This window comes from Serratia ficaria (genome assembly GCF_900187015.1).
Lineage (GTDB): Bacteria > Pseudomonadota > Gammaproteobacteria > Enterobacterales > Enterobacteriaceae > Serratia > Serratia ficaria.
Window position 1 is genome coordinate 3,463,380 of sequence record NZ_LT906479.1, and the last position, 16,137, is coordinate 3,479,516.

At 46.4% G+C, this 16,137-nt stretch carries 6 protein-coding genes; 1 reads left to right on the forward strand and 5 read right to left on the reverse strand.

The annotated features are described in order from the left end of the window. Positions 1 to 7: 7 nt before the first annotated feature. The 4 genes from CKW09_RS16425 to CKW09_RS16435 form a co-directional block, all read right to left on the reverse strand. Positions 8 to 5,968: a DEAD/DEAH box helicase gene (locus tag CKW09_RS16425; protein ID WP_095098391.1), complete on the reverse strand. Its 5,961-nt coding sequence runs from the start codon at positions 5,966 to 5,968 to the stop codon at positions 8 to 10. Between the two features lie 14 nt (positions 5,969 to 5,982). Further along, entirely contained in the window at positions 5,983 to 8,793 is a 2,811-nt protein-coding gene (locus tag CKW09_RS16430; RefSeq protein ID WP_167387254.1) for a kinetochore protein, read from the reverse strand. 83 nt (positions 8,794 to 8,876) lie between these two features. Continuing rightward, a complete protein-coding gene (locus tag CKW09_RS24585; RefSeq protein WP_145957253.1) occupies positions 8,877 to 11,675 on the reverse strand; it encodes a hypothetical protein in 2,799 nt (932 codons plus the stop codon). Positions 11,676 to 11,679: 4 nt separating this feature from the next. Then, on the reverse strand, positions 11,680 to 12,765 hold the full coding sequence (locus tag CKW09_RS16435) for a DNA cytosine methyltransferase (RefSeq protein ID WP_095098394.1): 1,086 nt from the start codon (positions 12,763 to 12,765) through the stop codon (positions 11,680 to 11,682). A 273-nt stretch (positions 12,766 to 13,038) separates the two neighbouring features. Between CKW09_RS16435 and CKW09_RS24895 the strand changes: the two genes are divergently transcribed. Then, positions 13,039 to 13,227, forward strand: a complete 189-nt coding sequence (locus CKW09_RS24895; RefSeq protein ID WP_095098404.1) for a hypothetical protein — start codon at positions 13,039 to 13,041, stop codon at positions 13,225 to 13,227. A 125-nt stretch (positions 13,228 to 13,352) separates the two neighbouring features. Here CKW09_RS24895 and CKW09_RS16445 read toward each other — a convergent pair whose 3' ends face one another. Next, the gene (locus tag CKW09_RS16445) at positions 13,353 to 16,127 is read right to left on the reverse strand and encodes an autotransporter outer membrane beta-barrel domain-containing protein (protein WP_095098408.1); all 2,775 of its coding nucleotides are present in this window, start codon (positions 16,125 to 16,127) and stop codon (positions 13,353 to 13,355) included. Between the last annotated feature and the right edge of the window lie 10 nt (positions 16,128 to 16,137).

Below are 16,137 nucleotides of genomic sequence, written 5' to 3' on the forward strand. Positions count from 1 at the left end.
ATCGCTCTCAATCCTCCTTATTACCGTCAGGGTTTCTTAGCTTAGTCATAACAGCTCCCATACGACGAGAGAGATCAAAAGTACTGATCGTTTTTTTCTCCAGTTGCCATTCAAGGAAAAGCCTTTCAAGCTCAGGATTAGCAATGAAAACGCCATCCACGCTCCAGAATGGGTGGGTCACCGCAACCCATCGTTGTGGGCCAATGTTAATTAGCGGAATATGGCCTACCATTCTAACTTCACTATTAAAGAGTGATGCCGCCTCTTTGGCTAAACTCACGGCATTTTCTCGCCAATCAGCGATACCGGGAGCTGAGAAATCACCATTTAGTCCGGCATCATAATTTTTATCCAGTAGCAGTTGGATAACATCCAGCCCAAGTCGCCAGTCAAGTAACCCGTGATAAGCCTGATTACCATATCTGTGCAAGCAATGATAACACGCCTGAATACATTTTTTCGGATGGTCATTGTCCAGAAACTCTTTTAGCGGGAAGCCATTTTTGTTGCTGACAATAGCTTTCATTACCTCAAGAATTATCGGCGTACCAGATGATCCTTTCTGTTGTAAACGCTCGCATAACCCAGAACCATTAACCAGACGATCGGCCATTTGCAATATCGGTGCCAGCCTTCCGTCCGCTAATCTTTGGACACGCGGCTCCAGAATTTCGATTTCTTCTGGATCGATATCAAGCAGCTCTTTTGATGCATAGTTGACAATAATAAATGCAGCAGAGAGTGCTGCGGCCCGGAATGCCGGCGTCTGTAAATGAAGGCCAACAGGGGTATTAACCACCATCAGAGCCAACAAGTCCGTCACTTTAGGTGCCGCAAGATAAAAAGAGGTTCTACTTTCCTGTAAAGGCGTGAACCGTCTTTTCAGCACAGGATCTGTTTCAAGTAATTGGCTATCGGCCCAAACGCGATTTGCCGTTAATGATTGATATACGCCCTCTTTTCTATAGGGAACACGCAAGTTTCCCTGTAGCGCATTGAAACCGCTCCACCGTTCATCGATATAAGTGCCCCGATTAAGGCGATGAAGACAAATTTGAGATTCAAGTTGAATGGCAACATTAGCATCAAACTCTGCCTCAGATGAGATTGAGTAAGCCTCAGCAATAGAAGCTCGGCTGGCATTGGTCAGAGTTTGATCGATATCCTCTTTGACTGATTTATCTTCCAGTGAGGTAATAAACCCATAAGGTACATAACATTGGTACTGCTCAACATCATCTAACACCGCACCGCAGGCGGTACATTCGGGGATCGTGTGATTGATTGGAGTCCAGACATGACATACTGGGCAGGCAGTCATCTTTCGACCTTCTCCCAGTTCACTCACGTTGGAATCAAATTCTTTAGCGTTGGGATAGCGCTGCCTAAGCATCCCAGCATAACCTGCTGTTAAGTAGCGTCGTTTGTCCTGTACCAGATATTTTCCCGGTGCAAACTCTTGTATTGCAATGTCCAGATCGCGATCCATGCTAGCAAACTGGATATCGTCTTCTCCTGTAGCAATAGCTCTGGTTTGTAGCAAACGCGTGCGAGTTGGCATACCATACATCGGGAATTGCCCTCGCTCCGCCAGCGCTTCAGCCAGCCCTTTACCCGCCATCGCATTATCGTTTAGCGCCGAATCAATATCCTGACTCATATTGTCGGGGGTCAGTAATTGCACAATGCTATGATAGAAAGATTGATTATCCGGCATGCAGACATGGGCAAATTCATCACGATCTCTCATCGTTGCTATTAGTGCCTGACGGATACGTGGTAGCCAGTCAACCCGATGGTCTTTTAGCCAGTCAACTTGAAAAAACTCACCGTGGTTATCGGTTTTATGCCTGTGTTCATCTACAGGCCATGACTGGTGTGAATTAATTGTGTTCTGTCTTAGCCACTTGAACGCAGCAACCAACCAGACTTTGCGCACCAGTCGTTGACAGATCATTTCCAGCTTGGTTGTTAAGAAAGGCGGCGGTGGAAGGTCACCAGTGATTTTTTCTGGATGACGGAAGTAAAATAGATCATGGCTTTTGCTACGACACGCGGTCAGAACGAAAGCAAAAGCCTGACCACGTCGCCCAGCACGACCTACGCGCTGCTGGTAGTTAAAACGTTGCGGTGGCATGTTGGCCTGAAATACAGCACGTAAATCGCCAATATCAACGCCAACTTCCATGGTAGTTGTTACAGAAAGCACGTCAATAACGCGTGCCTTTCTGTCCAGCGCAGTGTCTGGTTCAAAGTTTTTCAGTCCCGTTGGTAAAATATCATCATCATCCGCAATAAGAATACCTTTGAAGCGACGTAATCTTGCTGCTGGATTTTCTGTCATCCCAGTGAGCTCCTCAGAACGCATTCGATGGTTGCCGGATGAATGCAAAATACGTTTACCAAGGTAGTTTTGTTTCTGAAGCATACCAGCTTCACCGTATTGTATTTCGGGTAAAACAGCATGACAGCGGGTGCATATTTTGGCCCCCAGATGTAAGTGAACGCGACCGCACTTGTTACAGCGCCAGAAGCTAGCTGCAGGTTCAACTAAATGGAAATGCACTTTGCCAATATCAATTACTCCACCTTGATGCCCCGCTTTTTCAAGTAGCAGAAGAAACTCATCAAGTAAGCCTAAAACACTACCGCCAGATTGTTGACATATTGAATTAGCAAAGCGATATACCCTATTGAGTTTAGGGATCGCTGATGCCTTTCTCCAAGGTGTGTTAGGGTTGTCGGGATTACGATACTGCGATGGCTCGACTCGATAAGCGTCCGCCAAAACTCGAAGTAATGCATCAAATATTGCCAATTTTTCCCTGGAGTAATTCTCAGAAATAGGGATGCAGGGATACCCCCATCCAGCTTCTTCCAATGCAAAGTAAGTTTTGCTGAATACGCTTTCACCGGCTAGTTCTTTCAGATCGCGTGAAATTTCCTGACGAGCAATATTCAGATCAGTTTCATAGTAAGGAAAAGCCTTCCAGCACCATTTATTTTGATGGTCTTTATCAAAGAGCTGCTGCCATGTAAAGGTTTTAATGTCTTCTCTATATTTTGATGGATCGGGTACCGGGTTAATGCCAGTCCGGTCCGTCGGATGAATACCAGCTTTAACCAGCTTAGCCAGCAATCTATTAAGTGGCTCTCCCGCCTTGGGCGAATTTTCCAATATAGCTTCTAGCGAGACACTATCAGCCTGTGGGAGTAATAACGTTTCTTTGATGTGTTTTCGTTCTTTCCAAAGATCGTTTAGTTCTTTTTCCTGTACGTCTGAGAGTTTGTTAAGATCATCAAGAATATCAAGTTCTTTCTTCCTTTTTGTAACCTCATCAAAACGTATACGCAATTTTTCATGTGAACAATTATCCGCCGCAAGTTCTTTCAGCGAACCGATGAGGATCTCCCTCCTGATATCATCATGATGCCCAGATTCAAGATCAAGCGCGGCCTTAGCCGCATCTTGTCGACTATCAGAGAACGTTATCAGTCGTTCTTGATCTCCGAATTTATGCAATTCAGCCATTAATGTACTAGCAAGGAGCTGCGTGGTTTTCGCGAAACCTACTCGAAAACCACGAATAGGAGACTGTTTTCCTTTACCATATTTATATGAGGTTCCACATGCTGGGCATTGGAAAGGCAATGAAGAACCAGGTGATTTACTGGATGACTGTTCTCGTTTCGGAGGGATAAAATCCCCCACAGGAACATTATAGAACCAGCCAGCAATATCGGTTTTTAGTAAGGGTTTTACCAGAGATATTGGCTGAGTAATCGTTGCGGTAAACGGATCGTAACTTGCCTCCCTCCATTTACCAAAAGAATCGTCATCTGCGAGTTTTTCATTACCGAGAGGCCAGAACCGATCAACGGTTGGCATAAACAAGACATATTCTTCTGCTGAACGTCGCTCAATCATCACCGATTTTGCGTGCTCCGGGAGCTTCTCTATGTCAGGATCGTTTGGTAGAAGTTCTGTCCGCTCACTTCTCGCTGAGAAAGCAGATGGTTTTCCGCCCAAAAATAATGTTGCACAACATTCACAATAGAGCAGTTCCACGCGTCGCGAACGCTGCCTATCTCCATACAAACGATCACCGTACCGTAGACCAGACTCAACCGTAAGATCGGCAAATAACCATTGATTTATTTCATCTTTATCTGCTTGTGGCGGTGATGGCAGCGGAGCAACATATAAACCTTCCAACGCGCGTAAAAATGCGTGAGCCCGAAAACGTGGTAGTACAATATGAGCAGGAAAAGGATGTGCAAACCACTTTTGCCAACTATCAACCGTCACCCGTATCCAGATTAGCGCACTGACTCCCCTACGCGCATCGGGATGTTCTCCAAATAGATCGGTTGCCAGTGAGTTGATAGCGGTTGCGCGTGAAGATTTTTTATCATTAGTACATCCCTTTTCCAGCATTCGCGCAGCCAATAAGACCGTATGCTGCGCTAATTCTTCTATGGTAACATCATCACGATAGCATCCCAGACTACGAGCTATGTCACTCCATATTCCAGATGCCTCCGTTGACTTCAGTTTCTCAACCGCCTGACAAAGCGCTGGGAGATCCCCACAAAAAAGCGGTATATCAACCAGTTCATCGAGTTTTCCATCAACAATACAAGTATTCCAGTCCTTCGCGCTGGCATTCATTGGTAATCCGCGTTGACCAAACATGCCCCAAAGATAGTCAATACTTTGATTACCCTCCTGACCACTCACGGGGAGTGAAGCACTCGAAGCCAGAATTCGTAATTTGTGTCGATGTTGTGGTTGATCTAGCCCCAGGCGGTTGATCAAATGTTTAAGCAAATAGCTGACTTCAGTGCCTGCCGTACCGCGCTGGAGATGCAGTTCATCGAGCACAAGATAGAAGTAGGCATTCGGATCGCGTTCGATCCATTGTTGGGTCTGATCAAAAATAGGGTCGTCAATTTCACGCACCAGCATAGTTGAAAGCATGCTGGTGTTAGTAATGAGAATATCTGGCGGCATTTTTTGCATTTCCCAGCGACTAAGCACTTCGCCTCCGCCCGGTCTGGGAAAATTGAACTGTAAATTATCATCCTTATCGAGATTCCCTTGATGTACAGCCTCTTTATGGGTCTGTTCAGCAAATTGCAGATATTTACGTAATTCAGTGACTTTACCTGCCACACGTTTTTTCTCTTTTGGCTCATTACCTAGTCGAGGATGATCCAACCACCCAGTCACTTTCGTGGCACTGGTATAACGACCAAAGAAAATACGATTGCCACCAAAATGGGAATCCATTACCTCATGAGCTTCATCAGAATCGAGCGCTCTGCGCATACGCACTAATTGATCTTCTACTAGCGCATTCATCGGATAGAGGATTAATGCTCGCACAGCTTTAGGTCTCCCATAAATAGGAGCTTCTCGATCTCGCATAAAGGTAGGTTGGGCATTTGGTTCATGCCACCATGGCAGCCAACTTTTAAGCGCGGTACTTTGAGACCATTGACTTGCCTCTTTGGCAATTTGCGCCAGAATAGGCAGTAAGAAGGATTCTGTTTTACCAGAACCCGTTCCTGAAGTAACAATGCCGGGCTTGCCGGGTTGTACGCCTCGTTGTAACATTTCTAATTGATGGGTATAGAGTTTAAAACGCCCTTTGGTCACATCCTTGAGATCGCGTGGCAAAAGCCCTCCCAGGCATAGATCGATAAATGCAGCCCTTTGCTGGGCGGTAAATCCCGGCAGCCATGTTTCCCCTTTCGAAGCATCCCGTAAGTCGCTAATAGTTAAACCATAGTCTCTATATCGGGGCATTGGTTCCAGAAATAAATCCGCACACAACGTCCCTTGCTTTTCAAGTAATTCTCGGCGGTACCCCTGAATGGCAGGAGATCCAATACGGAAGGCAGTCTCAAGATAAGCGATGTAAAAATCCCTTATGGATTCAAACGTTTCTAATGGGTTGTTCATACTATATACCTTCCTTATGACTGAAATAGGCAATCAAGCACCGCTGCAGCCTCGCCCTGCGTAATTTCCCGAGCATAATTCGTTAGTGTAGGTGCTAATGGCACAATATCTGAAACTATTTTCTCCGATGTGCTACGCCCAGATTCAAACGCTAATTTGGTAATTGCCTGTGATTCTTCATCAGAATAATGGAAAGATTTCAGTGTAGTTTGTAAGATTTGCTGTTCATTATGATGATTAGCGTTAGATTGACGGGTACTTGTATATAGTGATTTCCATAATACTGACGTTACATAGGTGGATGTGATCTCAGTAGTGCTATTAGCGGGTTGTTCATCACCCCAGATGCTTTCGGCCAGAAACATCGGCAATCTGCGAGCACTAGGCCCCTGTAATGGGAACGTGCTTTTACCAACAGCAAAGGTCAACACAAACAGTATCGGTTGGCTAATTGAAATATGGCGCAGCGTCTGATGTTGATCCACCCAGCAAAATCCAGATGCTAGTTCATCACTGATCTGGCAGTCACTCAACTCAGGTAACAATGTCTCTGGTGGCATACGGTTAAATCCACGTAACTCCACCACCGTAGCCAGTCTATTATCTTGCTGATGCAGCAAAAAATCCCCCAGAGTCATGGTGCATGTGTTTTCCACTCTTCTGACTAATACAGGAGATTTCATTAAATCGCTGATGCTAAACAAATCACCGTGGATAGAAACTTCCCCACGAACTCCGCCTGAAAAAACGTTAGCTATAGCAGAAAGCGCTTTTTTAGTATTTTTCCCCAATAACCCAACAATAGGTGTTACATTCGCGGCTGCGACAATGCATGATAAAAAGGTTTCACTTAGCCCTGTTGCAGTTGCCTGCTCTTCCATCACTGTCAATAGCTGACTTTTACTGGTTATCTCAGTTGCTATTGGTGATAGATACGGTTCTGGCTGCGGTATAGATAGTGAGGCTACAATGGCGGATTCAGGTTTAACTGTAAAATCGGGTTTCGGCACCGCTACATCAGCGACCAGTGCACGAAACAAGGCCGTTTGTGCTAGTGTTTCGATACCGGCTTGTGACGCATTTTCGAAGGTTTGTCTGATACGCAAATCCAGTTCTGCTTCCTGTTGGCGAATCATTTTTTTTGATTTTTCTGTTTCAGTTTTTAGATGTTTATTTTGTTTATCGATTTCCAATTCAAGTTGTGCTTTCTTGTCAGCCAAAGAAGAGATTGCCTGTCTTAATTGTTTCTGTTCACTTTCATAATCAGCCAGAATCGCTTTCTTCTCTATATTAATTTTAGCATCTACTACGGGCAATTCCAGTAGCCGCTGAACCATATCATCCAACAATTCTCTTGAATCAGCAATCTGCTCCAGATGAGCCAAGGCACGGAAATAGGCCTTACTCCCTGGCTCATACTCATTAATAAATTGAGTTAAACTTTGCAAATGTTTTTTGTTGAAAACAGGAAAGTTAGTTGATGAATAATTTAGCTTCATCAGACGTTTTATCCATGTACCAGCGGGCGCACAATCGTATTTTTCGCTGGCGATGGGAAGTCGAGTCACAATGGTGGTTTTCTGTGAATGTAATTTAACACAGGTCAATTTTCTGTAGCTATCAAGTGGTACATCGAAGTCATATTTTCTAGGATCCGATAGATCACCGGGAAGTCTTAACGCTACCCCATCATCCAGCAAAAAAATAGCAGGAGATTCATCATGTGGTTGATACTGAGTTAATAACCACGCTCTGACAGAGTCTGGGTCACTGGATAAATGGGGAAGCTTGACGACAGGGTATACACGCGACTGATAGCCAGCCAGTACATATTGAGCCTGTTTGTCGGATGGTCGATGTTCCGCCTCCCATACTCCCAACTCTCCTTGAGTAAAATTTTTGGTGTAATTGTTTATAAATCCAACTACTTCACCACGATGAGGATATATGGCCTTCACTTGTTCTTCAGAAAGTGACCAAAGTTTATCATTAATAAATATAGCAACAGGTGAAACAAAGAAAGCATCATTAGGAAGCAATTTGGTAACGACACCGACAAAAGCTATGCTATCGATTACATAACCGTTCACATCCTCTGTTGCAATAAACTCTGCCGATAAAACTTCAATACCGTTAGCTTCTTTCTGATTATGAGAATACTCAAATTCCGTGATAATACTTTCAAATTTTTGCGCCATAGGGGAGGCATGTCTGGATAACTTTTCCTTCCACCCGCTGGCTGCTTCTTGCTCACCATTAAGCGTATTCACAAGACCAGCAACAAACATCGGAAATATACGATCGGATGGTGCAACGTGACCTTGGCTGATTAGTAAACATTGTTCTAGATCATCTTCCGTCACATTGATAAATTGATCTTTCAACAAACTCTCGGAGTATTCTTCAACATGATCATGGAGTGGAAATATAGGCTCGTCATTGAGGAACCGCTCAATGATTTCAGGACATGGCTGAGAAATGTAAAATCCTAAAATATCGCGCCACAATAACTTTGACGATTCTATACCGTCGCCATTTTTTTCTTTTAACAGGATGTCATTAAGAATTTTATTGGGATCGACTTGTTCAGAAAACTGTATGTTAGCTCGAAGCCATGTCTGGATAACAATCTGAGCTTTTGACTGTAGCTCAGTTAAAAAATGTAGTTGTTGAGATAGCGTTTTAGGCAAGTTATCCGCTTTTGCACCCGCCATAATGAGCTTCTGCTTACACTCTTTCAGGCAGTTGATTCGCTCGTGAGGTTCTAAACCATAGCAGTACATTTGGCTCAAGCGCACTTTAGTAAGTTGTTGTTTTTTAGCCATCCTGATTAAACTCCTTTACATGCCAACTCAACAAATTCGTTGTGAATCTAACGAACAAGTAAAAATTGTTCGTGCTGTTGGTATTATCGGCCTTTGCGTAACTTTAACGCCCGCGAGCGGCGAACAATGGCCCGGTTGTGATACTCTTGTGTAGTAGTTTCTGAACGATCTAGATCGCCCCAAATAGAGCTACCGCCACCGACAAATGAAACATGACCGTCATCGCCAATAGAAAGACAGCCACCAGCAAAATGTAACCACCATTGTGTGAGAGAAGGCGGTAACGCTATTAGACTTTTTGACCAATGTAGATCACCGTTATGGCTCCGGAGACCCAATTTTTTCTTTGAAAAAATAGTCTGAGCCATCAATCCCCAAGCAAAGCTGTCAGTCCGCCAGTAACCATTTTTGGTAATAATAAAATATCGATTGCGCTGTTTTTCCCGGCAACGTACGAAAGCATTGCAATTGTGGTCAATTAATACTGACTCTCCAGACCAATCATTTTTTGCTTCTAACCAAGTCGACACATTTACATTGACTGGTAACGATGGAATATTTTCTATCTGAGTGATTGGTAAAATCACAGCGCCTAATGGACTGACAGAAAAATCTGCCTTGGTAATAAGTTGCAAACCAAACTGTTTAACCAGCAACTTTGCACGATCAACGTTTGACAAATTTAAAGTAATACAACCTGTAGCAAGATCATGACCTCGTATTGACCACCTTTCAAGATGCTCATTATCTTCTAGCGCATTTTGCAGATGATTACGTTCACTTTTTGTCATCATTCCACAAATACGAGCCACTGTACGCGCTTTGTCGTCAAGTAATGAGATTGTGCGAGGAGCCTGTATTACTGAGGCATAAGGTGTATACCGACTTTCAACCACAGAAAGCCAACCAGATGCAAATAGCATTCGGCGTAGCCGCCAGGCAGGAATACCTATTGCTCTGGAAACGGGTACGAGATGTTTATTTAGTTCATTAAAAGACAGCGTGCTGCGCCTTTGAAAACGTAGTGACAGTGCTTCAGCTAACCAATCGAGCGCTACGGGAATAGAATGCAGACCAGTAAGTTCACGTTCTACAGGAGGCGATTCATGTTGTTGCCATAATGACCACTCTCCCCCCATAGGACTAAGTTTCTGTTTATTTACAAATTCAGAGTTAGATTCGCTACGCGCAACATCATCAAGTGGTACTAAAACACCCAAAGGACCATCAACCAACCAATTGCTTGGTTCTTTTAACCGTCGATAAAGCGCCTCAGGTGCATGGTCTAATACATGAACATCATAAGTAAGAGGCGTAATTTGTTGATCTACTGTTAATAGATAGCGGCACAGTGTTTGCCCGTGAATGGAAACCAATTTCTCTGGTGAAATATATAATCCTTCGTCACTGAGCGATAATTCACCTGTAGCAAGTTCATTACCCATAGAATCACAAATTACAAATCTTCCACTGTTAACTCCTTCCATGTGAATAAACGGAGTGCTAGCAGGGTTAAGTAATACAGCCTGTCCGAATCTCGCCCCACCAATAAGACGAGGCCTTGCTGGCATCCAACTTTGAATCAAAAAACGTTGGATGCTTTGAGGAAGTGCCTTCGCTAAGGAAGTCAGTGCCTGTCGACTTATTGCGTCAAAAAAAAGAATACTCCATTTATCACGTTCTGAATTAAACCCCAAAAAACTAAATTTTAAATTAATATGCTTACTCACCACGCTAATGTTTTTTACATAACTACTATCTATCACCAGACAAACCGGACCATCATCAAAATAATGACCGTCAGAGCTAATATAGCCTGAGTCATCCTGAAACAATGGAAGGCATCCCACCTGCAATGCCATTCCTATTCTTGATTGATAAAGCCCTTTATTTTGTTTTTGTGATAATGACGAAAGATGTATCAACATACTATCAATATTAGATTGATAATAGCCTTTAGTATAAATACTTGTCTGTTGTGGTAGCGTGTAGGTCTCTTGTACAGTAAAAACATCCGCCCCTTTCTGATCCATCAATAGATAGATTTCTGGATGCCACAAATCAGCATAATCTAGTTGTATACAAAATCTACCATTCTCTGCTATTTTTTGGCTTTCATCATATCTTGTGATGTCTCGAACAGCCCCCCAAAATGGGCTATTGAAGGCTTGTTGCCAAGATGCACTCAACAAAAAACAATTAAATGTCTTGACCTCATAATTGAAAACTTCATTAAAAAAAAACAATTGACGGTGTATAGCTTCATTTACTTTTTGAAAGGAGGAATGGCTATCTAGTTTTTCATTAGCAAGTAAATCACGAAGCCGATTTTCATCTTTATAACAAGGAAATGATAAACGCTTAGAATGGCCAATAAGCTTTTCACTTGCAGGTGGAACTGGAAGAATTAATTCAGCGCAATCACCTTTAAGCTCTCTTCGTCTCCGGCTCCAATCGGCTAATTGGTGCCACAATGCGGGCAAGTCACTAAATGAAAAATTTTGTAATTCACTAAAACCTAACAAAATCGCAAATCTTGCTCGGAAATCTCCTACCTCATAAGTGTCATCGTCAGCACTGGCAGAAAGCAGAGTGAGGTATAGTGCAGCGAAGTAAGGTGGGATTCCGTCTCGTTGCGTAAGCGCTGCATTTTTTGTTGTGCATTTAAAGCGAGCTCGAATCTCATATGGTGTTTTACCAAATGCATCTAAAAAGCTACGTTTAGCTTCGTCTTTGCTACGACAGCCTTTGAATTCATCAAAAATTCGCCCCGTAGCATCAATTCGGCTCAATGTTGACCCGGCACAAGAAGGATCAAAAAAAATGGCTTTAACCAGGGCTGTATTCCACTCATCTAAAGTAACCGGAAATGACTCGCCCATTGTATCACCTGTTTTTTATAGAAAGATTTTTCAAGCCTGCGCCTGAAAAAAGATGGCTAAAAATAACCTCAGCTAACATAGGGGGAACTGCATTACCTATTTGGGTAAATTTGGCATCAATATCCCCTACTGGTTCATAATCGTGGCAAAAGGTCTGTATCCTGGCACATTCTCTCCACGACAAACGTCTGGCCTGTTCCAATATCGGGCGGGTCCCATCTACTGCCAAGTGTTCATACTCATCGGAAAAATCCCAGCGCTGTTTCCAGCCATCATCAAGATTTGACCATGTGAGTTTCATTACTGGGCTTGCTGGGTGTAATGTAACATGCCGCCAATTAGCTACCACTGTATAAGCTGGGCTATCCCACTTTGCCTTACGATTCCTCGACATGAAATACCATGAAAAATGACCTTCAGGGTCATGAGGGCGTTCATAGAACTCTCCTTCGGGCCATAAAGGCAAATCACAAATAGCATCACCATGTGATGAGTAAGGTTTTAAATGAGGATTCTTCTGGCTCGGCTTACCATGTGTTGCAGGAGGAAATTCAAAATATTGTCCTAAATCGTTTCTAACACCGATAATAAATAAACGCTTACGTGATTGTGGAACACCATATTCCCTAGCGTTAACAATATGATAACTAACTTTATATCCAGCTTGTTGATATGCTGTAAGCTGTTGTTCTAAAAAACCACCTGCGCCAAGCTGCTGCAAACCAGACACATTCTCTGCAACAAAATATTTTGGGCGAACAATATTCAATACACGCAAAAATTGCTTATAGAGATTCGTTCGAGCATCGCTATCAGGTTTCCTATTACCAGCCATCGAAAACGATTGGCAAGGGTAGCCGCCAACAACAACATCAACATGTGGGAAATTTTTGATATTTGATATATCGCCAAGCCTGACTTCTGATTCAGGAAAATACGTCTCTAAAGTCTTACAAGCGTTTTCAACAATATCATTTGCAAAAACAACCTGACCTCCGGCTGATTCAATACCAAAATCCATACCACCACCGCCAGAAAACAGTGAAAGTACTTGGATGTTGGCATGCTCTCTTTCAAAAATACTGTTCATATCATCATACTGGGCATCGCCATCCTAACTTAATCACTATCAACCCTAAGATCATGATCACCTGTCCATATAGACAGTAAATTCTCTCTAGAAATCATGGACAACTATTATAGCTTGGTATGATCGCGTAGAGAATTAACATTATTTATGTTTTTGGCAGGTGGAGCAAGTATCAGGTAGATAATGATCCACAACAGAACGTACAGAATACTCTTCAGCCTAAGATTCAACCTCATATTTCACACTCCAGACCTCGCGATTGAGCCTTAAAAGGTGGTCATTCTGGTGGTCTTGACAAGCAGGGCATTCAGGTTTAGCTTATTTATTAGCCAGTTAATGGCAAAGGCGATCCCAGTCAGAGGAGCCATATTAGAGAAGCCCGCTCAGGGAAACCTGAGCGGGCTTTTTGCCTATAGGTCTCAATTTACCCCCTCCCGTTTTTCCCCTCTGCATACACCATAGATTCCCCTTATTGGGCCGCCATCGCGACCCAATAAGGGGAAATGCGCCACGCGGGCGGCGAAATTCAGAGCACGGTTGATTGAGCTGCCAGAGAAACGGGCAGCTCGCACGCGAGCAACGGCGCGTTAGAAGGTGACCGTCAGCTGCGCATTGACCGAGTTGGCCTGCAGCTGCGAACCGTACTGCCCCTGATAGGACACGCCGACCCGCGTCGAACGCGTCAGCGGCACGTCCAGACCGACGCCGACCACCGCCACGTCCTTATCCACCGGCGCGCCCTTGGTGGCAAAGCTGTCGCCGGTGGCGAACGCCATCTGCGCCGAGGTGTCCGTGTCGCCGTAGGCGTGCTGCCAGCCCAGGTTGCCGTGCAGCGTCACATCAACGCCCGATACCGGAATATCCGTCGCGCCGCGCAGGCCCAGCGTCGAGTAGAAGGTGTTCATCGTCTCATCCTTCACGCTCAGCGCCGCCGCGCCCCCCTGCTCCTGCACCGCATCCGTATGCAGACGCACATAGCTCAGGTTGACGAACGGCTCCACGCTCGCCGACTCATAACGCAGCCGGTAGCCCAGCTCCGTAAACGCCTGCAGCGTATTGCCGTCGTAACCCCCCGTTAGCCGATCGCGATAGCCGCCGAAGCCGACGTTGCGTTCGCTCTCAATCCGGTGCCAGCTGTAACCCAGGCCGCCGCGCAGCGCCAGCGCGTCGCGCTGCCCCGCGCCATACAGACCCAGATGGTAGTTGTTGCTATGGCCCGAAGACGCACGGCTGTCAACGTCGAAATGGGTGCGGCTGTAGCCTGCATAGGCGCCGGCGCGAACCCCTTCGCTCAGTTCACGGTCCGCGCCCACCAGGAAACCGCCGGTGTTGCTGTCCAGCTTGCCGACGTTACTGTCGCCCTTGCTGCGCGTCCAGTTGCCGAACACCTGCCCCCAGGCACCGCTGCGCTCGCGCTCCGCCCCCTGCACCAGGCTCATCGCCAGCGGCGGCACCGTCAGGCTGTCGTCGTCGAACATCGTCTGCATATGCTGGTTCACCACATTGCCGACCAACGTGCCGCTCTGCAGCAGGCTGGACTGCACCGACGCATACTGCTCGCCGGACAACTGGTTAAACGCCTCGCGCGCCTGAGTCGCATTCAGCATCAGCAGCGAGTTGTACAGCCCGAGCGACGGCCCCAGCTGCGCCAGCGAGCTCAGCGCACCGGCGGTGTTCCACTGGTTGTCGTTGGTCGCCACCGTCTGGAAGATGCCCGGCGCGTTCGGGCTACCGTCGGTATGGCCGTCATTACCGCCGCCATTGTGGCTATCGCCATCACCGCCTCCGGCATGACTGTCGCCGTTGTGGTTGCCGCCATCGTGGTTACCGTCGTCGCCGCCGGTATTACCATCGGCGTTTTTCTGCCGGATAGTCAGATCGACATATTTTTCATCGTTCGTCAGTGACGCATCCAAAAAGGCGGAGTCCAACACCGCTTCGCTGAACATCCCCTCGTAGCCTTTGTTAGTCGTCCATATCCGGTAACTTTGCCCGTTCTGGTAACTGGTATGCGGATCGAGCGCATTCACCAGCACCTTGACATCCTTGCCTATCGTCGTCTTATCGGCCACCGCCACGCTGTCGCTGCGACCGTCTGCGGCAATATCCACATCATAGAACGCGCCGTCATTGAAGATCGCATCGCCCTTTATCGTAAACTTGCCGATACCGCCGTCACCGGGAGAAATATGGCCGCCTTGCTCCACCCGTGTCCTGCCGACCGTCGCATCGCCGGCCAGTACGCCGCCCGGCCTCACAAAGACATGGCTTGAGAACCCGGTGCCGCGCGTACCCAAAAAGCCCATGGTGCCGTTCAGAACCAGCGTCCCGCCATTCTCTACGCTCAGTTCCTGGTATCTGATCAGCCACTCGTCCTCATACCCCAGCGCCATATCGCTGTTGACGGTAAGCTTGCCGCCTTTAACGATAACGTGCCCAATAAAATCTCGCAGATCGCCCGTCAATGTCGTCTGGCCGCTCACATTGACCAGCGAGCCGTAGCCGGAGATAACGTTGGCAAGTTCGTAATCATTCGAGGTGTGATTGAAAACCACCCCGTTAGCCCAATAACTCGACATCCCATCAGTGCCGGTATCTATCACAATATCGGAGTCCAAAACCCCGGGGGCCTGAGCCTGGCCCAGCGTCAGGTCGGTCCCTATATTCAAGTCATAACTATACTTGTCAGAACCATTAAAAGAGCCGCGACTGCCGATCACCAGCAGCCCCGAGGCATATAATTTCTTGCTATCGGTACTGAAGCGCCCGCCGTCAACCAAAGAGAGACTCTCAATTTCCGCCCGCCCGTCAACATGCAGGTGCGAGCCGGCGCCGCCGACGTAAATATCCGCCGCCTTTTTCCCCTCCCAGGGCTGAGACGCGATCGCCAAAGCTCCGGCGCTGACCTTTGCGCCGCCAAGCACATCCAACACGCCCGCAACAGCCAGCTTATTGTTAACCCGCCACTCGCTGCCCTGACCGCTAATCACCGCTTGCGGCCGTTGCTCATACTGAGTATCGTCAACACCGTACGCTATAGTCGCTTCGTCATTCACCAATTTGGCGCCGTTGCTGACCCGCACCCTCGCCTGCGACTGGCCTTTCGAGCCAATAACCAGCTGATCGGCGCTGAACGTGCCGCCGTCGATCAATAAATGGCTGACATCCACCGCGCCGACGATCACCTTCCCGTCATAAGAAACCGAATGAGAAATATGGCGATCGCCATCCAGAATAGCTTCGTCAGCGTAAACCGCATCGGCCGCGCCGGCCATCGACAGCGTTGCCATGGTCAACGCAATATGCAGTCGCGATAACCGTGTTTTGACCGGCAGCGTGCGCTGCCCCCAGAGCTTGCCCATGTCTCCTCCA

What these genes read in the sequence shown, in the direction of transcription:
- CKW09_RS16425 (WP_095098391.1), bottom strand. Translation starts at nt 5,968, where the DNA reads ATGAACAACCCATTAGAAACGTTTGAATCCATAAGGGATTTTTACATC.
- CKW09_RS24585 (WP_145957253.1), bottom strand. Translation starts at nt 11,675, where the DNA reads ATGGGCGAGTCATTTCCGGTTACTTTAGATGAGTGGAATACAGCCCTG.
- CKW09_RS16430 (WP_167387254.1), bottom strand. Translation starts at nt 8,793, where the DNA reads ATGGCTAAAAAACAACAACTTACTAAAGTGCGCTTGAGCCAAATGTAC.
- CKW09_RS16435 (WP_095098394.1), bottom strand. Translation starts at nt 12,765, where the DNA reads ATGAACAGTATTTTTGAAAGAGAGCATGCCAACATCCAAGTACTTTCA.
- CKW09_RS16445 (WP_095098408.1), bottom strand. Translation starts at nt 16,127, where the DNA reads ATGGGCAAGCTCTGGGGGCAGCGCACGCTGCCGGTCAAAACACGGTTA.